The sequence below is a fragment of the Cardiobacterium valvarum genome (genome assembly GCF_900460955.1).
Lineage (GTDB): Bacteria > Pseudomonadota > Gammaproteobacteria > Cardiobacteriales > Cardiobacteriaceae > Cardiobacterium > Cardiobacterium valvarum.
Window position 1 is genome coordinate 496,050 of record NZ_UFUW01000001.1, and the last position, 24,080, is coordinate 520,129.

The 24,080-nt window shown below is 54.8% G+C and carries 18 protein-coding genes; 15 read left to right on the forward strand and 3 right to left on the reverse strand.

Features of this window, described 5'->3' with window-relative positions; genetic code table 11:
• Positions 1-60: 60 nt before the first annotated feature.
• Entirely contained in the window at positions 61-1,110 is a 1,050-nt protein-coding gene (locus DY250_RS02500) for an NAD(P)-dependent alcohol dehydrogenase (RefSeq protein ID WP_115610775.1), read from the forward strand.
• A gap of 252 nt (positions 1,111-1,362) precedes the next feature.
• Here the strand turns inward: DY250_RS02500 and glnD are convergent, their stop codons facing one another.
• Genes glnD through map form a run of 3 tightly spaced genes read right to left on the reverse strand, consistent with a single transcriptional unit; the run spans position 1,363 to position 5,218 of the window.
• Entirely contained in the window at positions 1,363-3,945 is a 2,583-nt protein-coding gene (gene glnD / locus DY250_RS02505; RefSeq protein ID WP_115610776.1) for a [protein-PII] uridylyltransferase, read from the reverse strand.
• A complete protein-coding gene (locus DY250_RS13595) occupies positions 3,921-4,403 on the reverse strand; it encodes a hypothetical protein (protein WP_006985897.1) in 483 nt (160 codons plus the stop codon). The genes glnD and DY250_RS13595 overlap by 25 nt, the downstream gene beginning before the upstream one ends.
• A 2-nt stretch (positions 4,404-4,405) precedes the next feature.
• A complete protein-coding gene (gene map, locus DY250_RS02515) occupies positions 4,406-5,218 on the reverse strand; it encodes a type I methionyl aminopeptidase (RefSeq protein ID WP_115610778.1) in 813 nt (270 codons plus the stop codon).
• Positions 5,219-5,375: 157 nt separating this feature from the next.
• Here map and rpsB point away from each other — a divergent pair, with 157 nt between their 5' ends.
• The 14 genes from rpsB (at position 5,376) to gatB (ending at position 24,009) form a co-directional block, all read left to right on the forward strand.
• The gene (rpsB, locus tag DY250_RS02520; protein ID WP_115610779.1) at positions 5,376-6,158 is read left to right on the forward strand and encodes a 30S ribosomal protein S2; all 783 of its coding nucleotides are present in this window, start codon (positions 5,376-5,378) and stop codon (positions 6,156-6,158) included.
• An 82-nt stretch (positions 6,159-6,240) separates the two neighbouring features.
• A complete protein-coding gene (tsf, locus tag DY250_RS02525; RefSeq protein ID WP_115610780.1) occupies positions 6,241-7,125 on the forward strand; it encodes a translation elongation factor Ts in 885 nt (294 codons plus the stop codon).
• A gap of 253 nt (positions 7,126-7,378) precedes the next feature.
• Complete coding sequence (locus tag DY250_RS02530) at positions 7,379-12,550, forward strand: DUF4011 domain-containing protein (protein WP_115610781.1); 5,172 nt, start codon at positions 7,379-7,381, stop codon at positions 12,548-12,550.
• 151 nt (positions 12,551-12,701) lie between these two features.
• Positions 12,702-13,427, forward strand: a complete 726-nt coding sequence (pyrH, locus tag DY250_RS02535) for a UMP kinase (RefSeq protein WP_006985902.1) — start codon at positions 12,702-12,704, stop codon at positions 13,425-13,427.
• A 10-nt stretch (positions 13,428-13,437) separates the two neighbouring features.
• Positions 13,438-13,995 (forward strand): ribosome recycling factor, encoded by a 558-nt coding sequence (frr, locus tag DY250_RS02540; protein ID WP_115610782.1) that lies wholly within the window; start codon positions 13,438-13,440, stop codon positions 13,993-13,995.
• Positions 13,995-14,714: a polyprenyl diphosphate synthase gene (gene uppS / locus DY250_RS02545; protein WP_115610783.1), complete on the forward strand. Its 720-nt coding sequence runs from the start codon at positions 13,995-13,997 to the stop codon at positions 14,712-14,714. Before frr ends, uppS begins: the two co-directional genes overlap by 1 nt.
• 11 nt (positions 14,715-14,725) lie before the next feature.
• Positions 14,726-15,556: a phosphatidate cytidylyltransferase gene (locus DY250_RS02550; protein ID WP_172542161.1), complete on the forward strand. Its 831-nt coding sequence runs from the start codon at positions 14,726-14,728 to the stop codon at positions 15,554-15,556.
• Positions 15,557-15,574: 18 nt separating this feature from the next.
• On the forward strand, positions 15,575-16,942 hold the full coding sequence (rseP, locus tag DY250_RS02555; protein WP_115610785.1) for an RIP metalloprotease RseP: 1,368 nt from the start codon (positions 15,575-15,577) through the stop codon (positions 16,940-16,942).
• A gap of 471 nt (positions 16,943-17,413) precedes the next feature.
• The gene (gene pilM / locus DY250_RS02560; RefSeq protein WP_115610786.1) at positions 17,414-18,457 is read left to right on the forward strand and encodes a type IV pilus assembly protein PilM; all 1,044 of its coding nucleotides are present in this window, start codon (positions 17,414-17,416) and stop codon (positions 18,455-18,457) included.
• Positions 18,457-19,074 (forward strand): PilN domain-containing protein, encoded by a 618-nt coding sequence (locus DY250_RS02565; RefSeq protein WP_006985909.1) that lies wholly within the window; start codon positions 18,457-18,459, stop codon positions 19,072-19,074. Before pilM ends, DY250_RS02565 begins: the two co-directional genes overlap by 1 nt.
• Positions 19,071-19,721, forward strand: coding sequence for a type IV pilus inner membrane component PilO (locus DY250_RS02570; RefSeq protein ID WP_115610787.1), 651 nt, complete (start codon positions 19,071-19,073; stop codon positions 19,719-19,721). Before DY250_RS02565 ends, DY250_RS02570 begins: the two co-directional genes overlap by 4 nt.
• Entirely contained in the window at positions 19,705-20,286 is a 582-nt protein-coding gene (locus DY250_RS02575) for a pilus assembly protein PilP (RefSeq protein ID WP_006985911.1), read from the forward strand. The genes DY250_RS02570 and DY250_RS02575 overlap by 17 nt, the downstream gene beginning before the upstream one ends.
• Before the next feature lie 18 nt (positions 20,287-20,304).
• Entirely contained in the window at positions 20,305-22,512 is a 2,208-nt protein-coding gene (locus tag DY250_RS02580) for a type IV pilus secretin PilQ (protein ID WP_172542163.1), read from the forward strand.
• A 66-nt stretch (positions 22,513-22,578) separates the two neighbouring features.
• Positions 22,579-24,009: an Asp-tRNA(Asn)/Glu-tRNA(Gln) amidotransferase subunit GatB gene (gene gatB / locus DY250_RS02585; RefSeq protein WP_115610789.1), complete on the forward strand. Its 1,431-nt coding sequence runs from the start codon at positions 22,579-22,581 to the stop codon at positions 24,007-24,009.
• The last annotated feature ends 71 nt before the right edge of the window (positions 24,010-24,080 follow it).

Here is a 24,080-nt window from a genome sequence, read left to right on the forward strand (position 1 = left end):
TAATCGCTTGGGGCATTTAGCAGCAGCCCCGCTCATTCCATCACAAAGGAGAACCCAGCCATGACCGAAATTGTCAAAGCCTACGCCGCCCAATCTGCCACCAGCCCGCTCACCCCCTTCACCTTTGCATACCGCACGCCGCGCGCTGATGATGTCGTTATTGACATCCTCTACACCGGCGTCTGCCACAGCGACCTGCACACCGCCCGCAACGACTGGGGTGGCACGATATACCCCGTGGTGCCGGGTCATGAAATCGTCGGCCGTGTGCGCAGCGTCGGTGCGAGCGTCAGCAAATACAAAGCGGGCGACCTTGTCGGTGTCGGCTGCCTCGTCGATTCCTGCCGTCACTGCGAACCCTGCAAACACGACCTCGAACAATACTGCGAAAACGGCTTCGTCGGTACCTACAACGGCATCGACAAACACGACGGCCAGCCCACCTACGGCGGCTACGCCAAAACCATCACCGTCAGCGACGCCTTCGTGCTGAAAGTGCCGGAAAATCTCGATATCAAAGCCGTGCCGCCCATTCTCTGCGCCGGCATCACCACCTGGTCGCCGCTGCGCCACTGGCACGTCGGCAAAGGCAGCAAAGTTGCGGTCATCGGCCTCGGCGGCCTCGGCCATATGGCAATCAAACTCGCGCACGCCCTCGGTGCGGAAGTGTCTCTCTTCTCGCGCAGCCCCGGCAAAGCGGCGGATGCCAAACGCCTCGGCGCGCACAACGTGGTGATTTCCACCAATGCCGCGCAGATGCAAAGCGTGGCGAACCAGTTCGAGCTCATCATCGACACCGTGCCTTACGCGCACGACGTCAACCCCTACATCCCGACGCTGAAACTCGACGGCACGCTGGTGTACGTCGGCCTGCTGGGCGAAGTCACCCCGCCGCTGAATACTGTGCCGATGATCCTTGGTCGCCGCACGGTCGCCGGTTCTGTCATCGGCGGCATCAAAGAGACCCAGGAGCTGCTGGATTTCTGCGGCGAGCACAACATCACCGCCGACGTGGAAATGATCAATATGGCCGACATCAACGCCGCCTATGAGCGGATGCTGAAAAGTGACGTCAAATACCGTTTCGTTATCGACATTGCCACGCTGTAAAGCGTTTTGCCCCTACGGGGGAAGCCCGCGCAAGCGGGCTTTTTAGTAAACGGGAAGCCACCAAGCGGGATAAATGCTGAGTCTGTAGGCGGCCGCCAAGCGGCGTAAATGTTGGGCTTGTGAGTGGTCGCCAAGCGGGATAAACGCTGGGTTTTCGGGCGGCTGCCAAGCGGCGTATTTGCTGGGCCCGCCAAGCGGCGTAAATGCTGGGCTTGTGAGTGGCCGCCAAGCGGGGAGTTACGGGGTCTGGCGCTATTGCAGCGCCTGCATGAGGTCTTGTTGCAGGGCGGCGATGGTGGCGGGGTCGGTCAGCGGGCGGTGTTCGCTGTCGGTGAGGTGGAAGGTGTCTTCGACTTTTTCGCCGTAGGTGCCGATTTTGGCGTGGCTGATGTGGATGTGGTGCGCGAGCAGGATGCGGCTGATGTGTGAGAGCAGGCCGTGCCGGTCTTTGCAGGTGAGTTCGAGGGTGGTGCGCCCGTGGTCGGGGTCGTGGGTGATGTTGACGTGGGCGGGCACGGTCATGTGGCGGTAGGCGGGTTTGGGCAGGCGCGCACCGAGTGGCGGTGGCGGGCGGTCGTCCGCGATGTGGTGTTCGAGGTCGGCGGCAAGGCCGGGCGCGGGCGGCGGGGTGTCGTCCAGGGTGTATTGCTGGATGGTGAGGCGGTGGTCGTGGGTGCTGTACAGGCGCGCTTCGTGGATGTTGTGGTTGTGTTTTTCGAGGTAGTGGGTCACGCGGGCGAAGAGGATGTCCGCCGGATGCGGGCTGCTGATGGTGAGGCGCGGCGGGTAGCCGGCGCTCAGGCTGACGGCGTGGGCGTCGCCATGCGCGAGCAGGTGTTCGGTTTTGGCGGCGATGTGTTCGGCGCTTTCGCCGAGGTAGTAGGCGTCCGGCAGGTTGGCCCACAGCGCGTCAATGGCGGCAGGATGGGCGTTTTTGATGAGGGTTTTGGCGCGTTCGCGTTCGGCCCGGTGACGGGTGTGCAGGCTGTGTTCCTGGTGTTCGAGCAGGTGGCGGGTCTGGCGGTAGAGGTTGTGGATGAGGCTGGCGCGCCAGTTGTTCCAGAGGTTGCGGTTGGTGGCGCGGATGTCGGCGATGGTGAGCAGGTAGAGGTAGTCGAGGTAGTCGCGCTGCGGGAAGCGGGCGGCGTATTCGGCGATGGTGGCCGGGTCGGCGAGGTCTTTTTTTTGTGCGGTGTGGCTGTGGTCGAGGTGGTGTTTGACGAGGTAGACGAGAAGATCGCGTTCGGCCGGGCTGATGGCGTCGTTTTCGCGGGCGTAGAGGTCGGCGATTTGTGCGCCGATGTCGCTGTGGTCGCCGTCGTAGCCTTTGCCGATGTCGTGGAAGAGGGCGGCGAGGTAGAGGATGGCAGGGTGTTTGAGGCGGCGCAGGGTGTCGGCGGCTTCGGGGTAGGCGGGGTCGGGGCGGACGAGCTGGTCGAGGGTGTTGATGAGGTTGAGGGTGTGCTGGTCCACGGTGTGCTGGTGGAAGAGGTCGTATTGCATGCGGCCGGTGATGTAGGCGAAGGCGGGGATGTAGCGGTAGAGCAGGCCGTATTGGTGGATGCGTTTGAGTTGGGGGTAGACGTTGCCGGGCTGGGCGAGCAGGGCGAGGAAGCGGCGGCGGTCGTCGGCGTCACGGCGGGTGGCGATGTCGGTGAGGCGGTCGCGCGAGCGGCGGATTTGCCGGACGAGGTCGGGGTGCAGGTCGCTGATGGTGGGGTTTTGTTGCAGGTAGTGGAAGATGTCCCACAGTTGGTGCGGTTTGTTGTTGAGGTTTTCGGGGTGGCGCAGGATGAGTTTGTTGTTTTTGGCGGCGTAGTCGGCGTTTAGCGGGATGGCGGGCTGTGGTGGCTGGTGGTCGGCTTCGATGAGGCTGACGACGCGCTGGTTGATGCGGCGGATGCGCATGGTGTGGCGGTAGTAGTGCTGCATGAGTTGTTCGATGGCCGGGTAGTTGCGCTGGTCGTGGTAGGCGAAGGCCGCCGCGAGGTGTTGTTGCTGGCCGAAGTCGAGGGTGTTTTTGCGGTGCGCACCGTTGCTGTTGTGCAGGGCGAAGCGGATGCGCCAGAGGCTGTCGCGGCTTTCGTCCAGCGCGGCGGCTTCGTTGGCGGTGAGCAGGTTTTTGGCGATGAGGGTGGTGTAGCTGTGGTCGTGGTAGCAATAGGCGCTGAGCCAGCGGATCATGTGTAGGTCACGCAGGCCGCCGCTGCCGTTTTTGAGGTCGGGTTCGAGCTGGCCGTGTTGTTCTTCTTTGTGGTCGCGCGCGCGTTGTTCTTGTTGTTTGGCGCGGATGTAGGCGGTGCGGGCGATGAGCGGCGGGCGGGCGGGGTCGATGGGGTGCGGTGTGCCGGCAAGCTGGCGATTTTCGAGCAGGGCGGTGAGCAGGTCGGTATCGGCGGTGGCGGCGGTGTTGAGGTCGTGGTCGTGGTGGACGTGCTGGGAGATGTCGAGGCCGAGTTGCCAGAGGTGGGCGATGCAGGCTTCGATTTGCGCGTGATCGGCGGCGGTGCTGTCATCCGGCGCGAGGATGAGGATGTCGGTGTCGGAAGCGGGAAAGTGTTCGCCCCGGCCATAGCCGCCGATGGCGTAGAGGCGGATGGCGGGGTTGGTGATGGTTTGTTGGTAGAGGGCGGTGAGGATGTGATCGATTTGTGCGGTGTAGTGGGTGACGAGGCGGTGCACGTCGTAGTCGCGGCCTTTGATGTGCGCGGCGAGGGCGGGGCGCAGGCCGCGCAGGTAGTCGCGCGCGCGGCGGGCTTCGGTGTCGGGCGGGGCGGGCGGTTCTGCCGGTTGCCAGCAGGGCGGCAGGGTCAGGGTTTGTCGGGGGGCAGCCATTGTTGCAGGCGGCGGAAGGCGGCGTTGATGGCGGGGTGGGTGAGCCAGTGCGCGTCGTCGGGCGGGTCGCCGCTGATGTTGAGGTCGGCCTGGGCCATGTACTGGTCTGCGCAGGCGGCAGCCTCAAAGCGGTGGTCGCTTGCCGGGTCATGGATGTTGTACCAGTGTTCGAGGGCGTTGTGGAAGGCGAGGATGTTGCCGTCCGGCACTCCTCCTTCTTCGGCCAGTGCGTTCAGGGCATCGCCGATGCAGGCGGGCCGCCAGTTGCCTTCGCTGATTTCTTCGTAAAGGGCACGCAGGTGCGGGCGCAGGTAGGGGTCTTCCGTGGCAAAAGTCGGGTCAGGCAGGACGGCAGCAAGCGCGCGGGCAACGCGGCGGGCGAAGGTGGCGCTTTGCTGGCGGGTATAGCGGGCGAGGCGCGCGTTGAGGTAGGCGGTGTAGTCGTCGTAGGTCTGCATGGTCAGTGGGCGGGTGGGATGGTGCCGGTGGGGCTGACGCCGCGCGCACGTTCGGCAGCGCTCAGGGTGAAGATTTCGTAGCCGTCGGCAGTCACGGCCAGGGTGTGTTCCCATTGTGCCGACAGCGAGCGGTCGCGGGTGACAACGGTCCAGCCGTCACTGAGGATTTTCAGGTCGCGTTTGCCGGCGTTGATCATCGGCTCGATGGTGAAGGTCATGCCCGCTTCGAGGACGACACCTTTGCCCGGCTGGCCAAAATGCAGGACTTGCGGGTCTTCGTGGAAGCCGCGCCCGATGCCGTGTCCGCAGAATTCGCGTACGACGCTGAAACGTTCGTTCTCGGCGAATTGCTGGATGGCGTGGCCGATGTCGCCGAGGGTTGCGCCGGGGCGGACGCAGCGGATGCCGCGCCACATGGCTTCGTAGGTGATGTCCACTAGGCGCTGGGCGAGGACGCCGGTCTCACCGACGAGGAAGGTGCGGTTGGTGTCGCCGTGCCAGCCGTCTTTGATGACGGTAACGTCAATATTGACGATGTCGCCGTTTTTCAGGGTCTTGTCGGACGGGATGCCGTGGCAAATGACGTGGTTGACCGAAATGCAGGTGGATGCGGGAAACGGCGGGCTGCCGTAGTTGAGGCAGGCGGGGATGGTGTGCTGCTCGTTGACCATGTAATCGTGGCAGCGGCGGTCAAGTTCGGCGGTGGTGACACCGGAGACGACGTAAGGCTCGATCATGTCGAGGACATCGGCGGCAAGGCGTCCCGCGACACGCATTTTTTCCAAATCCGCGTCGCTTTTCAGGGAGATGGTCATGGAATTTTCTGTTTGGTAATCAAGAGCGGCTATGGTATAAAGCGCGCGCCTTTCTGGCAACTAAAACACACAAACGCGGTAGTTGACGCCCCGGGTGCCTTACGGTTGGGGTGGTCACGCGTTTGGAGGCTTAACCCTTTAAAAATGGAGAATCAAATTGAGTAAAGTCAGTATGCGCGAGCTGTTTGAGGCAGGCGCGCACTTTGGACACCGCACCCGCTTCTGGAACCCGAAAATGGCACCGTATATCTACGGCAAACGGGGCGATATTCACATCATCAACCTCGAAAAGACCGTGCCGATGCTCAACGACGCGCTGAACTTTGTCGGCACCGTCGTTGCCAGCGGCGGCACCGTCATGTTCGTCGGCACCAAACGCAGCGCCTCCGAAGCTGTTGGCACTGCTGCCGCCCGTTGCGGAATGCCGTACGTCAACTTCCGCTGGCTCGGCGGGATGATGACCAACTTCAAAACCATCCGCCAGTCCATCAACCGCCTCGAAGCCATTGAACGCATGGCCGAAGACGGCACCTTCCAGAAACTGGTGAAAAAAGAAGTCATCGTACTTGGCCGCGAACGCGACAAACTCGCCCGCTCACTCACCGGCATCCGCCATATGCGCCGCCTGCCTGACGTCCTCTTCATCATTGACGTAGGCCATGAACACATCGCCGTCCAGGAAGCGAGAAAACTCGGCATCCCGGTCGTCGGCGTCGTTGATACCAACAACCTGCTGGAAGGCGTTGATTACATCATCCCGGGTAACGATGACTCCGTCCGCGCCATCAACCTCTACGTCAACGCCGTTGCCGACACCATTCAGGAAGCCAAGGCATCCGTCACTACCGGCGGTGGAGAAAACGCTGAAAAGGCGCTGGAAGAAGCCGTCGTCGTGGCTGAAGAGACCGTCATTGTCGAAGAAACCCCGGCTGCCGAATAAAACGCGCCATTTCTTCAATCCCAATCTGTGAATAAAAGGCTGCGGCATAACAACCGCAGCCGTCCCTGTTTCAGGAGTACCCATGTCAGAAATATCCGCCAAACTGGTCAAAGAACTGCGCGAACGCACTGGCGCAGGCATGATGGAATGCAAAAAAGCCCTCGTCGAAATGAAGGGCGACATTGAGGCTGCCATTGAACACATGCGCAAAACCGGCCTCGCCAAAGCCGACAAAAAAGCGGGCCGCGTCGCCGCCGAAGGCGTGCTGGTCGTATCCGCCAGCGATGACAACAAACACGTCACCATCCTCGAAGCCAACTGCGAAACCGACTTTGTTGCCATGGGCGACGAATTCCGCAGCTTCGCCGAACGCCTTGCCGACATCGCCCGCAGCCAAAACCTCGCCGGTGTGGATGCGCTGAATGCCGCCGAATTTGCCCCGGGCGTCACTGCTGACGAACGCCGCCGCGAGCTTGTCGCCAAAATCGGCGAAAACATGAACATCCGCCGCTTTGAAACCTACAACGCCGGCAACGGTGTGGTCGGCTCCTACCTGCACGGCAAAAAAATCGGCGTACTGGTGGAAATCAGCACTGGTGACCTCGAACTCGCCAAAGACATTGCCATGCACATTGCTGCCAGCAACCCTCTTGCCCTTGATGCCGCCTCTTTGTCACCGGAATTCATCGCCAAAGAGCGTGAAATCGCCCAGGCTAAAGCCGAACAAAGCGGCAAACCGGCCAACATCATCGAAAAAATGGTCGAAGGTGCGATGAAAAAACTGTTCAGCGAAGTGACCCTGAAAGGGCAGAGCTTCGTCAAGAACGGCGACATCACCGTTGAACAACTGCTGAAAGAAAAAGGCGCGGAAGTCGTGCGTTTCACCCGCTACGAGTTGGGCGAAGGCATCGAGAAAGAAGAGTCTGATTTCGTCGCCGAAGTCATGGCACAGGCAAAAGGCGTATAAATTCGCCCAGCACTGTCTGCAAAACCGCCGCTCGTCGGCGGTTTTTTTATACCCAAGGCTACCGCTCCAACCGCCGAAAAAGCAGGAAGTTCCGGTGGGCACAGATGTTTTTACCGCTTTGAGACGGTAAAATAATTACAGAAAAGTTAAATATTTGGTGAAAAATCCCCTTCTTCCGCGCTGGAAATCGCGCTTGTATGAAGATGAGAGAGAACCGTAAACAACCAACAAAAAAGAAACGTGAGAAACAGGAATGTCCGATTTTGCCTATGCCTCCCTGACTGAAACCCGCAAACGCCTATTGGATTTGACGGCAAATAATATCTTGCTGCATTACCGTCACCCGCAGGACAGATGTATTTCCATCGTTGCTGATGCGGCAGACCGCATCTACGCCGCATTGCAGGGCGGGGAAAAACTGAAATTCCGACACGTACCGGAACCGGGGTCAAAGGAATTACAGCAGAGTGAATTATGGGGCAGCGGGAATAAAACCCCGAATGCCGAAGAATGGGCGAAACGGTTGGGCATCAATACTGCTTTAGAATTAACCGCTCCCATAACGGCTGAAAGCAAAAAAGATGACCTGCAAACCTTGCTTTACCCTGCCACACTCGCCTCCCGCCTGCAAAAAATCCGCGCACTGGCAGGTAGCGCCATGGATGAAACGGGCTCCAACATTCTGTATCTGACCTTGGGTTTTCTGGAATGGGCGGACAATGACGGCAAGTCCGGCAAGCGCCTAGCGCCCTTATTTACCCTGCCGGTGAAACTGGAAGCCAGCGATCCAGCCAGGAACAGCGGGGAACGCCGATACCACATCAGTCTGCGTGACGATGACGTATTCAGCAACGTGACTTTACAGGAAAAGTTGTGGCATGACTTCAATCTGCGATTGCCGTCCATCAACGAAGGACAAGCCCCGGAAGACTATTTTGCGTACATTGAGCAAACATTATTAAAGATAAAACCTGCATGGCAGATAAAACGCCGGGTAACCCTGACCCTACTGAATTTCACCAAACAGGCGATGTATCAGGATCTGGATCCAGCCAATTGGCCAAAAAGCGCGCCTCTTGAAGAACACCCCATTATCAAGAAACTGTTCAGCAATAAGAGCGAGGAAAGTCATGCCGATATCAGCATTCATTATGCGGAAGAGCATGATATTGACCATATTCCGCAAATTCATGACGATTTTCCCCTGATTTATGATGCCGACAGTTCCCAGCACAGCGCGCTGATAGATGCGGTTAAGGGCAAAAATCTTGTGATAGAGGGACCGCCCGGCACCGGCAAGTCCCAAACCATCACCAACCTGATTGCCGCCTGCCTGAATAGCGGCAAGACCGTCCTCTTTGTCGCCGAAAAAATGGCCGCCTTGAATGTCGTCAAAGACCGCCTGGATAAAGCAGGATTGGGCGAATTCTGTCTGGAATTGCATAGCCATAAAACCAATAAAAAAGAGCTGTTGCATGCACTGGAACAGAAACTGGACAAACAAGGGCAATATCGTCATCCGGCGAAAATCTATACTGACATCCAATACTACGAGAACTATAAAAAACAATTACTCGACTATGCCGAGAGGATTAATCAACCTTGGCAAGACAGCGGCCTCAGTATCCACTGCATCCTCAATCGCGCAACCCGCTTCCGTCTGGCGCTGTCATTGCCGCCCGACGCCATTGTCTTAACTCCACCCGATGATATGCAGCTCAATGCAGTAACGATTGAAAAACTGCGGGACAGCGGGCAAATACTGGAAAGTGTTTTCAAAGAAACCACCGCACAATCGCCCACCGGCACGATTAGCGGCCATTACTGGTACGGCATCGGAAAAACAATCCTGACCGATTACGAAACCCGGCAACTACTTGACGCCTTGCAGGCATGGGATACCGCTCTGGCACAACTGGCACAATTCCATAACGAGTGGCAACAGGCATTCAACCAGGATATTTCTTCGTTCAGCCATGATGATTTGCAGGCATTGCTGGTGGCTTTGCAACAATTACCCGCCTTGCAAGGCAATGAAGACTTTTCCGTGAATCCGCATCAGATTATGCAGGAAGAAGCGGTATTTACCGGATTTCTTGATCGGTACGAGGATAACCACCGACATATTGCCGCATTAGCAGATATCTTCAAAATGGATACTGTCGACAAAGCGGAAGATTGGCATGCTTTTACGCAAACACTCGCCCAACTGCACAACCTCTGCGGCGATCCGGCCAGCAGTCCGAAGGCCATCAGTGCCTGTGGCAAAACCGCTTGGGATACCCAAATGATGATTAACCAACTGGATGAGAAGCTCGCAAAGATACGCTGCGAAATACCGGAAAACATCCGTCATCTCTTTGCCGTACATCCGGATAATCAACAAGCCTTGGCCACATTTGCGGGTTTCATCAAGCAATTACCTGCCGAATTATGGCAATATCGGCGCGATGTATTCGATAACCCGGATATCGATTCCTTTCTGGATCAATTGCAGCCGTTGCTGAATGAAGCCCAAAAATTGCACAAAAATCTGTCCGGTACTTTCCATATGGACGACCTGCCGGATATGGATACCCTGCAACAATATCAGGACATATTGGATGACCACGGACTGTTTCGCGTTTTATCACCACAATGGCGGGCAGCCCGGGCGGAAATCGCCGGACTGATACGGCGCGCCAAACCGGACTGGCAGGAAATAACTGCTGCATTGCCGGATCTCGTTCACTACCGGCGGCAACTGGCAGACATCGAAAGATTGCAACGCCGATTCCCCGCCTTTGCCCCGCTCTATCACGGCGTGGATACTCCTGTCGCACAATACCGGGAATTACGGGCGTGGTATAAAAATATCCGTCGCCAATACGGCGCAAGATTCGATGAAAACAGCGCTACCGGTACGACACTCTTTACCTTGGAACGCAATCTCGCTTACGACATCGCCGATACCTATACGGATAAATTGCACGAAACCCTGACCCACGTGCTGCAACAAATACCCACGATCCGTCATACCTTCAAAAACGTCACAATACCGACCGATGCGAACGGTAACATCAACCTCATGCCGCTCATTGAAGACCTCAAACTGCATTTGCCCATCTTACAGCGGCATCTTGCCCGCAACGACATCAGCCTGCACGAACTCGTGCAAGCGGTGGACAAATTACAAACTGCGCTGACCCTGGCGCAGCAACTGCAAACGCAAAAGGCGCAATTTGCCTTCCTGCCGCAGGCATGGCATTTCCCGCCGCCGCCCCATCATTTCAATCCGGCAGAGGTCGCCTCGGCCAGAAGCACCCTGGCGCTCATCGCGGCAGTGCAGGCGCATCCTGCCGTGGCAGGCATCGTATTGCCCGCTTTTACCGCCGTGCATTACACCCGTTTGCAGGCGCTGGCGGCACAGCTTGCCCGTTGCCTGAACGCGGCAGCACAGTCAGAACAACATTTCTTGCGCTGTGGTGCGGTAGATAAAACCGCATGGCTACCAAGCGGTGAAAGCCTTGCTGCCATCATGCAACGCAACCGCACCGCTCTGTCGCAACCTCGCTGGCTGGGCACTTGGGGGCAATATCTGAGTATCCGCAACCGTCTGGCGGCCGGGGCGCTGGGCAACATCATTCAGCACTTGGAAAGCGGCGTATTACCGCCCGAGCAGCTACTTTCCGCCATCGAACTTGCCATCCACCACCGTCTCGCGCAAGACATCTTTGCCAGCGACCCGCTCATCCGCGACTTTGCGGGCATGACGCACAATGCCGCCATCCAGCGCTTTCGCGAATGTGACAAAAAACTGCTGCATTTGCAGCGGGAACAAATCGCTTACAACGCTGCACAGAAAACCGTTCCCCTCGGCATCAGCTCAGGCCGGGTGTCCATGTTGAGCGAAGCCTCGCTGATCCGCCACGAAAGCCAGAAAAAGACGCGGCATATCGCCATTCGTCATTTACTGGATCGCGCTTCTGCCGCCATATTGGCGCTGAAACCCTGCTTCATGATGAGCCCGCTATCGGTCGCGCAATACCTGAAGCCCGGGCATTTCCAGTTCGACGTTGTCATCATGGATGAAGCCTCGCAAATCCTGTCCGAAGACGCCATCGGCGCGATTGCCCGCAGTGCCCACAAAAATGGTTCGGCGGTGATTGTCGGTGACCCGAAACAACTGCCGCCGACCCGTTTTTTCCAGAAAGTGGTGGATGGCAATGACGGAGACGACGGCGATGACGGGGACGGCGGCACTGTTGCCGTGCAGGAGATGGAAAGCATCTTGGATGCCGTCATCCCGGACGCTACCTTCCAGACCCGCCGCCTGACCTGGCACTACCGCTCGCGGCATGAATCCCTCATCGCCTTTTCCAATCACCATTTCTATGACTCAAAACTGATCCTCTTCCCCTCGCCGCAAGCCACATCGACGGAATTGGGCATCCGCTACAAGAAAATAGACGGCTGCTTCAACGAGAAGCACAATAAAGAAGAAGCCGCTGCCATCGTGGAAGAAGCTGCCGATATATTGCGACAACACCCCGAAGAAAGCCTGGGCATCGTCGCCATGAACAATCCGCAGCAGGAAGAAATCGCCGCCCGCTTCGAGCAAATGCTGAAAGACAATCCCCTGCTGCAAAAAATATACGAAGACAAAGCCAAAACCACGCCTGTATTCATCAAAAACCTGGAAAACGTCCAGGGGGATGAGCGCGACGTCATCCTGATTTCCATGACCTACGGCCCGCAGCAGCCCGGCGGTCGCGTCTATCAGCGTTTTGGCCCGATCAACAGCAACGAAGGCTGGCGCCGCCTCAATGTTCTTTTCACCCGCGCCAAAAAACGGATGCACATCTTCTCGTCCATGAATGCGGCAGACATCCTCACTACCGCCGACAGCAAAAAAGGCTTGCGTGCCCTGCGTGCCTTCCTCGACTACTGCGAAAAAGGACATCTGCATCAAAATATCATTACCCATAAAGCCCCGGACAGCGACTTTGAAATCGCCGTTATGGATGCGCTCGCCCAATACGGCTACCAGTGCGAGCCGCAAGTCGGTGTCAACGGCTTCTTCATCGACATCGCCGTGAAAAACCCGCACCGCGAAGGACACTTCCTGCTGGGCATCGAATGCGACGGCGCGACCTACCATTCCGCCAAATCCGTCCGCGACCGCGACCGCCTGCGCCAGGAAATCCTCGAAAATCTCGGCTGGGAGATGTACCGAATTTGGTCAACCGACTGGTTCAACAATCCGGATGCTGCCCTGCAACCTATTCTGCAACGCCTTGACGCGCTGGCGACGCAATACGCCACGCTGGACGGGACGGATGACGACATAGACACGGCGGGACAGATACCCGCAGCCCCGGCAGATAGCGGGACGCCACCGGAAAACAGCGGACATCCGCCGTATCCAGACTACGGGCATGCCTGACAGAGGGCAAGAGTAAAAAGGACCTGCGAGATTCAGGGCGTCGCAAAACTTCAATGTTTATGCAGCTTGGCGAAATTTGTCGTGTGCGAAGGCCGCCCGTATCCCCGCCGCGTCTATAATGCACGGCGGTTTTTAACGTCGGAGAACTCACATGTCTATCAATAAGTCCCCTAAATATAAAAGAATTTTGCTGAAAATGAGCGGCGAGGCGCTGATGGGCGAGCAGGCTTTCGGGCTGGATGCCAATGTGGTGCGCCGTATCGCCGGGGAAATCCGCCAGCTTGCCGAGGCAGGGGTGGAGGTCGCCATTGTCGTTGGCGGCGGCAATTTGTTCCGGGGCGCGCAGCTTGCCGCGCTGGGTATGGAGCGGGTGACGGGCGACCATATGGGGATGCTCGCTACCCTGATGAATGCGCTTGCCATTCAGGATGCCCTGGAGCAGATTGAAGTACCGGTGCGGGTGATGTCGGCGCTGATTATCGACCAAGTCTGCGAGCCGTTCATCCGTCGTCGCGCCATTCGTCACTTGGAAAAGGGCAGGGTGGTGATTTGCGCCGCCGGCACCGGCAATCCGTTTTTCACCACCGACAGTGCTGCCAGTTTGCGTGCAGTCGAGCTGGAAGTGGATGCGATGTTCAAGGCGACGAAGGTCGATGGCGTCTATTCCAAGGACCCTAAACGTTTTGATGATGCGGTAAAATACGATGACCTCAGCTATCGTCAGGTGCTTGCTGACAATTTGAATGTGATGGACGCGACTTCCGTGGTGATGTGCCGCGACAATGACATGCCGCTGGTGGTATTTAATATGACCAAACCCGATGAGATTGTCCGCGCCGTGTTTGATGACGGCGTCGGCACTGTTATCCACGCTTAATGGAGTTTTTATGTTGCAAGATATTTTTAAGGACGCTGGCGCCCGCATGGAGAAATCCGTCAAGTCGCTGGAACATGAATTGAGCAAAATTCGCACCGGCCGTGCCAATACAAGTTTGCTGGATCATGTGCAGGTTGAGTATTACGGCTCGATGGTGCCGCTGTCGCAGGCGGCGAATGTTTCCGTCACCGATCACCGCAGCCTGAGCATTCAGGTATGGGAGCGCAATATGATTGCTGTCATTGAGAAGGCCATTATCAATTCGGATTTGGGCCTGACCCCGAACACCGCCGGGCAGACGATTCATATTAATCTGCCGCCGCTCACCGAGGAACGCCGCAAAGACTTGGTGAAGATCGTGCGCGGCGAAGGCGAGCAGGCCAAGGTTGCTATCCGCAATGTGCGCCGCGATGCCATTCAAAGCGTCAAGCAGTTGGTGAATGACAAGCAGGCGTCCGAGGATGATGAACGCCGCGCGGAAACGGAAATCCAGAAGCTGACAGATAAATATATCGAACAGGTGGATAAGGTGTTGTCTGAAAAGGAAAAGGAACTGATGGAGGTCTGATGGCCGCCACGCTTCCCCCGCCTGCCCATGTTGCCATCATCATGGATGGCAATGGCCGCTGGGCGCAGCAACATCTGCGCCCGCGGGCGTTTGGGCACAAGGCCGGGCGGTTGGCGGTGGATCGTGTCGTCACCGCTTGCGCACAGCGCGGGGTGAAAACGCTCAGTCTGTACGCGTTCAGCACGGAAAACTGGCGGCGACCGCCGCATGAAGTGAAGGTGCTGATGGAATTGATTGAAGCGGCACTGCGCGAGGAAGCGGCGAAGATGCAGCGCAACGACATCCGCTTGCGCGTGCTGGGTGACCGCCTGCCGCTATCCGGTTCATTGCGTGACGCGATTGACGCGGCGGAAACCCTTACCGCCGCGTGTTCACGTATGGACGTAGTGCTGGCTATCAATTACAGCGGTCAGTGGGCGTTGATCGAAACTGCGCGCCGCTTGGCGCAAGCCGCTGCCGCCAGGGAAATCGTCCCCACCACGCTGGATGAACAAACTTTTGCCGCTTACCGCCCCATGCCCGATTTGCCACCCGTTGACCTGCTGATTCGCAGTAGCGGCGAGATGCGCCTGAGCAATTTCCACTTGTGGGAACTCGCTTACGCCGAATTATGGTTCACCGACGTGCTTTGGCCGGATTTCGGCGAGGCACAACTCGACGCGGCATTCGCCGCCTATCATCACCGCGACCGCCGCTTCGGCGCCCTGTCGCATTCCTGAGACTATTTACTATGCTGCTCTATCGAATTCTGACCGTGCTGGTCATCGCCCCGCTATTCTTTTGGGTCAACCTCTATGCCAATACCTTCTGGTTCAACGCCTTCTGGCTGGCGCTGGTGGCGCTTGCCGCCCGCGAGTGGGGCAATCTGCTGCGCTGGGATAGGGCGCGGCAGTGGAAATTTGCCCTGGTGAATGCCGCCTTTGCCTTTCTTGGCTTGCTGGTGGTGGAAGCCGGATGCAAGGTGCAACACGCGACCCTGCTGTTCTGGTTCCTAATTATCGCCAGCCTGCTGTGGCTGTTTGTCGTGCCCTACGCGCTCTATCGCTACAGCCGCGATCAGCGCCTCAATCTCTCGGATAGCATCCTCAGCGTCATCGGTTCCGTGATGCTGCTTGCCTTCGTCTGGGCAACCGTTGCCATCCGGCAGCAAATTCATGGTGGTGGCCTGCTGGGACTCTTCATCATTGTCTGGTGCAGCGACATCGGCGCCTACTTCGCGGGCCGTTACTACGGTAAACGCAAACTGGCAGAACATATCAGCCCGAAAAAAACTGTGGAAGGCTTCATCGGTGGCTTTGTCGCGGCGATGCTGGCTGCCGTGGTGCTGGCACTGTGTGTGTCATTACCGCTATCGCTGCCCCACTTCCTGTCGCTGACCGTGCTGGTCGTTATCTACGCCGTCATTGGCGACCTGTGGGAAAGCGTGCTGAAACGTCGCGCCGGCATCAAGGACAGCAGCAACATCCTGCCTGGTCACGGCGGCATTCTTGACCGCATCGACAGCTGGTTATCGGCGATGGTGTTGTGGGCAGCGGGTTTCCTTTACGCCGGCCTCTACTGACAAACATCCTGTACCCTTATGACCTCCCTCTTACCCATCCTCTGGGGCATCCTAGGCTTCGCCATCACCATCGGTATCCTCGTCACCATCCACGAATGGGGCCACTTCCAGATGGCGCGTTGTTTCGACGTCAAAATCCTCCGCTTCTCGCTTGGCTTTGGCCACCCGCTGCTGAAATGGCGCGGCAAAAAAGATGGCACTCTCTACACTCTCGCCTGGATACCGCTTGGCGGTTACGTGCAAATGCTCGGTGAAAGCGACGGCGAAGCGGTCAATGATGCAGAAAAACACCGTACCTTCGCCGCGAAAAAAGCCTGGCAACGCTTCCTGATCGCTTTCGCGGGACCGGCGGTCAACCTGCTCTTCGCTGTGCTCGTTTTTGCCGCCCTCTACCTCTTCGGCGTACAGGGACTGCGTCCGGAAGTCGCCTACGTTGCGCCGGACAGTCTCGCGGCCCGCGCCGGATTACAAGTAGGTGACCTGATTCGTGCTGTGGAAGGCAAGAGTGTCAAACTCGGCGGCGATACCCACGTCGCCCTGGTCGGTGCGCCTCGCCGTGATGACGTAACCATCGTTATCGAACGGGGCGGACAAGAAGAAGTCCTGCGCCTTGACCTGAGCGGACTGCAAAAAGGTGACGAGCTGAAAATGGACGAAGCGACGGGTCTCTACCTCGTGGATGAATGGTTGCCCGCGACCGTGGCAGAAGTCATACCGGACAGCCCGGCCGTTGCAATGGGTATCAAAAAAGGCGACCGCATCATTGCGCTCAACGACAAAACCATTGATCTGATCCGCATTGGCCGCAGCATCGCCGCTGGCAAACCAGGCGATGCCGTGCGCGTGACCATCATCCGCGATGGCAGTGAACACACCCTGCACGGCACTCTCGGTGCACGTCCCGATGACAAAGAAAAACAGCGGGGCTATCTCGGCACCCGATGGCAGCGGGCGGACATATCCGCCTACATTGCCGTCGAACGTTACGGCCTTTGGCAAGCTCTGCAACACGGCTGGGGCAAAGTCGTCTATTACACTCGCCTGACCTATAACATGTTCGGCAGAATGTTCGCGGGTAAAGTCTCGCTGGACAACATCGGCGGCCCCATCACCATCGGCGACGCCGCCGGACGGACGCTGACATACGGCTGGGACATCTTTCTGAACTTCCTTGGTGTGGTCAGCCTGTCACTGGCGGCCATTAACCTGCTGCCGGTACCGCTACTGGACGGCGGCCATATGCTCTTTTACGCCCTGGAAATCATACGCGGCAAACCGCTGTCCGCACGCACCATGAAATGGGCACTGCGCTTCGGCGGCTCACTGGTGTACGCGCTGATGGTCTTCGTTGTCCTTAAAGACCTGTGGAAATACCTGATCCGATAGCAAGTCTAGCAAGTCGCTTGGCGAGGACAGTAAACATCCCGCTTGGCGGAGGCCGGGAAACCGCTGTATCCAAAACACTTTCTACAATATGACACCCCGTTAACGCGGGGTGTTTATTGTTAAGCGCCTTGGCAGGTTCTACGCAAGATTGCAAGGAAATGACGTGCAGACAAACATGAAATTTATGTTACAATACGCCCATGCAAAATTTGTTGTTTTCCGGACACGCAAAAATTTCCCTTACCTTTCATAAGCATGAAATGAAACATTGCAAAATGCTTAATAAAAGACTAACCGAATATTGATTTTTGTTCAGAAAGTGGCTAAATTGAGCTTGGGATTTGATAAGAACGTTTCAAGACTGTTGTAACGATGAAACCCGGTAACGGGAGCGAACTTGGCAGAACGACGCCTCGTATTGTCCGTCAAATCGTTTCATCCTTGTGGCAGACTTAAAAGGAGTTATGACATATGTTGGGAAAACCTGAGATTATCGGGGTAGATATCGGGCAATACAGCATCAAAATTGCCCGGGTCAAACAGTCCGGTAAAAGCTTTACCGCGAATCACCTCGCTTACGAAGTGATACCGCCGGATGTACGTCAGCAGCGGGATCGCGTTACCTTAGGCAGAATCGTTGCGGCGACCTTGAAAAAACAAAAACTTTCCAAAGGACTGCCGGTGCTGCATATCAATACCGGCGACGCCATCATGCGGGAAGTTACCGTAGATGCAGGTTTGCGCGGCAACGAACTGGAAGGTGCTATCGAACTCGAACTGAACGATGCCATCCCTTTTGGCATGGATCAAGTCTATTTCGACTTCGACGAAGTGCCCAATAAAAAAGGTACCCGCCTCGTAGTCGCTGTACGCCGTGATGTTGCTGACGAAAAAACTGCACTGCTCAACAATCTGCCTAAGACCTTTACTGCACCCCATGTGGATGTTGATGCTTTCGCCTTCAACCGTGTTCTGAATTATGTCGTCAGAAATGACAGCGCTGTTGGAAGGGGGGGGCGTGTCATGTTAATTGATATTGGTTTCAACCGCAGTCGTTTCTATGTCTGCAAAGGCGGTGAACTGTTGTTCAGTCGCGAACAGCAAATTGGCGGTAATACCGTGAACGAAATCATCATGGATGTTTTCGACATTGACGCCGAATCGGCGGAGAACAGGAAAATTGGTCGCAGCTTTGGCGATGAATACAGAGATTTAGTCCTGACCCCTTATGTGCAGACCTTCACAGAACAGCTGCATTTGGCGATGGATTTCTACGAAGCTAATAACGTCAGCGAAAGCAGTGATCCACTGCGGGCCATTTATCTAACCGGCGGTGGTTCACGACTGAGCGGCTTTGTAGAAGCACTGGGGGCTGCAAACGTTTCCCATAACATCAGATTGTTGAATTTAGCACCGTATATCAAACTGTCCGGTTCGCAACGATCAGATGAAACCTTGCAGTCTGGTATCAATCACGCCTTGGCAATAGGCTTAGCGATGGAAGGCACAAACTAATGGCTAGAAAATTTAACCTGCAACCGTGGCGAGCACAACGTCGCGAAGAACAAAGAAAAACTTTCGCCTACGCAACCATAGCAATAGTTATTGCCTGTGCGCTTGCATTAGCTGCTAATTATTGGTATGAAACCCAATATATAGAGCAACAGGAAGCGGCTAAGGAGCAGATAAAGAGCGAAACCGCAAAACTGTCTAAAGCTAAAAGCGAAGTTGAACGACTGAAAGAATTGAACAGACAAGTCAATTTGCAGATTGAAGTTATTCAAGGATTACAGGCACAACGCGGTTTAGTTACTGAAATGCTTGATTATGTAGCAAAAAATACACCGGAAACTATCTTTTTGCGATCCGTTGATTACCAAGCTGGTGGAATTGGCCAGGACGGAAAAGTTGCAATCAAAGGTATTGCAATGAATGACAGTGCGGTAGCGCAATTTATTCGTAATATGGAAAAATTCTCCTATTTCTCGCCGCCGGCTAATGTAGAAAGAATTACGGGTACAGTTGGTGATGAAAAGAGTTTTACTGTACCCCCGAACAGCGAAGTAAAAGAATTTGTTATTCATGTAAAAGTGAAGCGTGAATCTACCACTACAGAAGGAGGTCAGGGATGAAATTTGTATCACCGGGTCAGCTAGATACCAGTAATCCTGGGACTTGGCCAATATATTATAAGATCATATTATGGGTGGCTCTTATTGGTCTTGGCGCATTTGTTTATAATAAATTTGTCCGAGAACCCTTAATGGAACAACAAAGCGCAAACCAGGCTGAAATCGATTCCTTAAAGGCACAATATAAACAGCTATATCAATATACGCAGGATTTGCCAAAATATCAGGAACGTTCGGCAGAACTGGTTGCTATCCTAAAATCTTTGCTGGAATTTCTGCCCTCACAGGATGAAATGCCTGATTTGATTGATAATGTATATGAGTCAGGAATTGATAATAATATTATCTTCAATCAGTTCCAGCCGAAAGCTGATGTGAAGTTGAGCTTTTATGATGTTAAACCTATTGATTTGGATGCAGATACTAAATATGCGAATTTTTCTCAATTTACTAGTAGAATATCTGCCTTGCAACGTATCTTGAATGTCTCTGATATGTCAATTAAGATTGATGAAAAAGATCCAAATAAATTATCCATTAAAAGTCAGTTGCAAACTTATGTCTATAACCAAAACCTGGATGAGTTCCTCAAACAGGATATAAGCCAGCTCAAGAATAGTGGAGGGGAAAATGCAAATGGCCAATAAGTCAATATTGTATCAGTTTGCGATATTGCCACTCGCTATCTGTTTTACTACAGGATTCATTGGAAGTAATCCCGAAACTGAAGCGACCCAATTCATTCAAGACACCCAGAATACCGTCAAGCCGAGTGCCAATCTGGATTTGGGACCATTGCCAGTGAACCAGGAATATCATCCTTATGTCTATAGCGCGGAAGATGCTGATCCGTTTGCACTAAAGTCGTTTGTAGTTGATGCAAGTGTGCCGGCAGATGGTAGTACTAATGCTTGTAGCGACGATGATTGTGGTGACGGCGCCCCCACACCCCATGAAAAATATTTTCTTGAAAATTACGAGTTAAATCAATTATGGATGGTGGGTACTGTTCTCAAGAAGAATCAACGGCGTGCGGCTTTGATCCAAACGCCGGATGCCGGTGTGGTTAATGTCGTACAGGGCGAATACATGGGAAAAAATAATGGCCTGATTATCTCAATCAAGCCCGACCAAGTTGTAGTACGTGAGAAACATAGAATTCCGCGCGGTTGGCAGAATAGAATTGCCATTTTGGAATTATTTACTTATTGATTTTTAGAGGTTATGGATATGAAACATATTTTTACCGGTAGCTTATTGTTGCTTTCTTCAAGTCTGTATGCGGCTAGTATTAGCGGTGTAGAACATGGTAGTGGTGCTGGTGGATATCAGGTGATATTCAAAAATGCCGGAGTCAAGCCACAGGCCTTTAATACAGATTCCTCTATTGTGCTGGATTTCCCCAACACGACTTCCAGTATGAGAAGCCGTGGCGTTGATGTTGCGCAAAATGGTATTTATAACGTTGAAGTTATACCGGGACAAGGACGTACGCGTGCCGTTATTAATCTGTCTGCACCGACGACATATAACGTTAGCCTGCAAGGGCAAGATGTTGTCGTTAGTGTGGCTGCCAATACCGGGCGGGTAGCAAAACCTGCAAATAATAATGCTACTGGTGGATTCCGCGGAGCTGTTAACAGGCAAGTTGGTGTTGGTACGGCAACTGTGGGTCGGGGGGTCAATACGGTTACTGCACTTGCTCCTAAATTCAATAAGTTGGGGAATGGTAACGGTGCTCAGTTTACATTCAATCTTCCTTCTCCCGATACCGTTGTTAATCTCCGTAAGGATGGCAATCGTGTTGTTGCTGAGATTCCAGGTATCAGCATAGCTAATAATGAGCAGAAACAACTGGATGTACGCGATTACAGCACGCCTGTCAATACGGCAACGATTCAAAGAGCTGGTCGTGGTGCCAAGATAACCCTAGATATGGGTGGCAATGCCTATGAATTCGTAAACTACCAGAGCGGTACGGCTTATACGATTGAAATTAGAAAACCGGCACAAAGTACTCAAGATCGTAAAGTGCAGGAACTGCTGGGCTTTGGCAGTGGTAAGCAATATCGAGGCGAGCCTTTATCTTTGAACTTCCAGGATATTGAAGTGCGTGCTGTCTTACAAATCATCTCGGAATTCACCAAAAACAATATCGTGGTTAGTGATGGTGTGACTGGCAATATCACTTTGCGTTTGGATAATGTGCCTTGGGATCAAGCGCTGGATATTATTCTGAAAACCAAAGGACTGGATAAACGCGAAAGTGGTGGTGTCATCTATGTTGCTACCTTGGATGAATTAAGAGATTCTGAGCTAAAAGTTCTCTCAACTCTCAAAGAGAAAAGGGATTTGACGCCTACGCGCATTGATCGCATCCAAGTGCAATTCGCGCGTGCTATAGATCTTAAGAAACTCATAGAAGAAGCTAAGAAGAATTCAAGTTCTTCTACGAGTGGAACCTCATATAATAATACAGTAGATTCTATTCTTTCTGACCGTGGTTCAGTATCAGTTGATGAAAGAACCAATACCCTTATCGTTAATGATATTCCGGAAAAAATCCAGGCAGTACGCGAACTTGTTGCCGAACTGGATAAACCGGTTAAACAGGTGTTGATTGATTCTCGGATTGTGCTCACCGAAGATAACTATGCCCGTGATTTGGGTGCTCGTTTCGGTGTTTCTTTCGTTAACCCTAATAGAAACAGTTTAGTTGCGGGCAGTGGTAAAAATGAGGCGACAACAAAATTAGCCCTTGATACGCTGAATGGAACCACGCCGAGAACTCTACCGGATTTGTCTAACCGCTTGGGTGTCAATATGCCGGTTACTTCTGGTTCAGGAAATCCCGCCAGTTATGGTCTGTCTATCCTGAGCGGTGATTTCTTGGTGGACCTGGAACTCTCTGCGCTGCAAACTGAAGGCCGCGTAGAAATCCTTTCCAGCCCGCGTGTTGTAACCCAGGACGGTGCAGTCGCTGAAGTATGGTCAGGTACCGAAGTGCCGATTGTCACCAAAGATGAAGATGGCACCAATAATCTGGAAACCGTGACCGCAGCCTTGCGTTTGAATGTTACCCCGCGTATCGCGCCGAATAACATGGTAGATATGGAATTGAACATCAACAATGATGAGTTAGGTAATAATGTTTCAGTTGCGGGACAAACGCAAGTTACCAAGCTGACTAGTGGCGTGAAAACCAATGTCTTGGTGGATAACGGTGAGACAATTGTCTTGGGTGGTGTTTATAAGCAAACGCAAAAGGCTTCTACCAATAAAGTTCCGCTTTTGGGTGATATTCCGGTCATCGGCAATGCCTTCAAGAAAAACTCACGTACCTTCAATAAGAGTGAAATGCTGATTTTTGTCACCCCGCGTATTGTTGATAAGCGCTTGGTGGATAATGACAAGTTCTCCAACTTGCCAAGCCGATAAGCAGCATTTACACTTTCCATACCACTTCGCCCCACCTTGGTGGGGTTTTCTTTTGAGGATATTTCAATGCGCTATGAACCCGTGATTGGTCTGGAATTGCATATTCAACTGGCGACCGCAAGCAAACTCTTTTCTCCTTCTTCTGCGACATTTGGCGCAGAACCCAATGCCCACGTCAATGAAATTGATCTGGGTTTTCCGGGGGTATTGCCAGTATTAAATGCGCAGGCAGTGCGATTTGCGACGTTGTTCGGGCTGGCGATTGGTGCGGAAATCAACCCGCACGCCTTCTTCATGCGCAAGAATTATTTTTACCCCGACCTGCCGAAAGGCTATCAGATCAGCCAGCTGGACGATGCTATCATTCGTGGCGGCGTGGTGACGGTTGAGACAGCAGACGGTGTGCGCAAGGTGCGCATCAATCGCGGACAGCTGGAAGAAGATGCCGGCAAATCGGTGCATGATGCCTTTCCCGACCGTACAGGTATTGACCTCAACCGCGCCGGAGTGCCGCTAATTGAGCTGGTTTCCGAACCGGATTTGCGCTCGGCGGCGGAAGCGGTGGCCTATATGCGCCAGTTGCACCACCTCGTGCGCTACCTCGGCATCAGCGACGGCAACATGCAGGAAGGCTCCTTCCGTTGCGATGCCAACGTATCCATCCGTGCCGCAGGCAGCGATGACCTCAACCCGCGCGTCGAGCTGAAAAACATCAACTCCTTCCGCTTCGTCGAGCAGGCCATCAACCTGGAAATCGAACGGCAGAGTGACCTCATGGACAGCGGCAAAGCCGTCGAGCAGGAAACCCGCCTGTTTGATCCCGACCGCATGGAAACCCGCACCATGCGCAGCAAAGAAGAAGCCAACGACTACCGCTACTTTCCTGATCCCGACCTGCTGCCGCTTGACCTTGCTCCGGAGTGGATTGAAGAAACGCGCGCCATGCTGCCGGAGCTGCCGCAGGCGCGGGCGGAGCGCTACCGGCAGGATTACGGCCTGGATGCGGACGCCATCCAGTTCATCCTGCAGATGCGTGACATGGCTGATTACTACGACACACTGACAGCGGCCTGTGGCGACGGCAAACTGGCGGCAAACTGGATGCAGGGCGAATTCGCACGGCTGTACAACGAACACGCGGGCAGCATCAAAGACATCCCGCTCACGGCTGCGCGCTTCGCCGGCCTGCTGCAACGCGTGCAGGACAACACCATCTCCGCCTCCGCCGCGAAAAAACTGCTGCCGCAACTGTGGGCGGGTGATGCCACGGCGGACGAACTGATTGACGCACAAGGCCTGCGCCAGGTGAATGACGACGGGCAAATCGCCGCCTGGGTGGACGAAGTCATCGCCGCGCACCCCGAACAAGCCGCCGCCTACCGCGCGGGACAAGGCAAAATGCTCGGCTTCCTCACCGGACAAGTGCTGAAACGTTCACAAGGTCAGGCGAACCCGAAAACCGTCAACGCCCTGCTGCAAGAAAAACTCAAAGCCTGACGGTGCGGGACAACCCCATGCCCTGCTGCGAAGCGCTATAATTACCAACCTGCAAGACGCCGCGCCAGCGG

What these genes read in the sequence shown, in the direction of transcription:
- tsf (WP_115610780.1), top strand. Translation starts at nt 6,241, where the DNA reads ATGTCAGAAATATCCGCCAAACTGGTCAAAGAACTGCGCGAACGCACT.
- DY250_RS02550 (WP_172542161.1), top strand. Translation starts at nt 14,726, where the DNA reads ATGCTGCTCTATCGAATTCTGACCGTGCTGGTCATCGCCCCGCTATTC.
- DY250_RS02580 (WP_172542163.1), top strand. Translation starts at nt 20,305, where the DNA reads ATGAAACATATTTTTACCGGTAGCTTATTGTTGCTTTCTTCAAGTCTG.
- DY250_RS02570 (WP_115610787.1), top strand. Translation starts at nt 19,071, where the DNA reads ATGAAATTTGTATCACCGGGTCAGCTAGATACCAGTAATCCTGGGACT.
- DY250_RS02575 (WP_006985911.1), top strand. Translation starts at nt 19,705, where the DNA reads ATGCAAATGGCCAATAAGTCAATATTGTATCAGTTTGCGATATTGCCA.
- map (WP_115610778.1), bottom strand. Translation starts at nt 5,218, where the DNA reads ATGACCATCTCCCTGAAAAGCGACGCGGATTTGGAAAAAATGCGTGTC.
- uppS (WP_115610783.1), top strand. Translation starts at nt 13,995, where the DNA reads ATGGCCGCCACGCTTCCCCCGCCTGCCCATGTTGCCATCATCATGGAT.
- DY250_RS02500 (WP_115610775.1), top strand. Translation starts at nt 61, where the DNA reads ATGACCGAAATTGTCAAAGCCTACGCCGCCCAATCTGCCACCAGCCCG.
- pyrH (WP_006985902.1), top strand. Translation starts at nt 12,702, where the DNA reads ATGTCTATCAATAAGTCCCCTAAATATAAAAGAATTTTGCTGAAAATG.
- DY250_RS13595 (WP_006985897.1), bottom strand. Translation starts at nt 4,403, where the DNA reads ATGCAGACCTACGACGACTACACCGCCTACCTCAACGCGCGCCTCGCC.
- DY250_RS02530 (WP_115610781.1), top strand. Translation starts at nt 7,379, where the DNA reads ATGTCCGATTTTGCCTATGCCTCCCTGACTGAAACCCGCAAACGCCTA.
- frr (WP_115610782.1), top strand. Translation starts at nt 13,438, where the DNA reads ATGTTGCAAGATATTTTTAAGGACGCTGGCGCCCGCATGGAGAAATCC.
- pilM (WP_115610786.1), top strand. Translation starts at nt 17,414, where the DNA reads ATGTTGGGAAAACCTGAGATTATCGGGGTAGATATCGGGCAATACAGC.
- DY250_RS02565 (WP_006985909.1), top strand. Translation starts at nt 18,457, where the DNA reads ATGGCTAGAAAATTTAACCTGCAACCGTGGCGAGCACAACGTCGCGAA.
- glnD (WP_115610776.1), bottom strand. Translation starts at nt 3,945, where the DNA reads ATGGCTGCCCCCCGACAAACCCTGACCCTGCCGCCCTGCTGGCAACCG.
- rseP (WP_115610785.1), top strand. Translation starts at nt 15,575, where the DNA reads ATGACCTCCCTCTTACCCATCCTCTGGGGCATCCTAGGCTTCGCCATC.
- gatB (WP_115610789.1), top strand. Translation starts at nt 22,579, where the DNA reads ATGCGCTATGAACCCGTGATTGGTCTGGAATTGCATATTCAACTGGCG.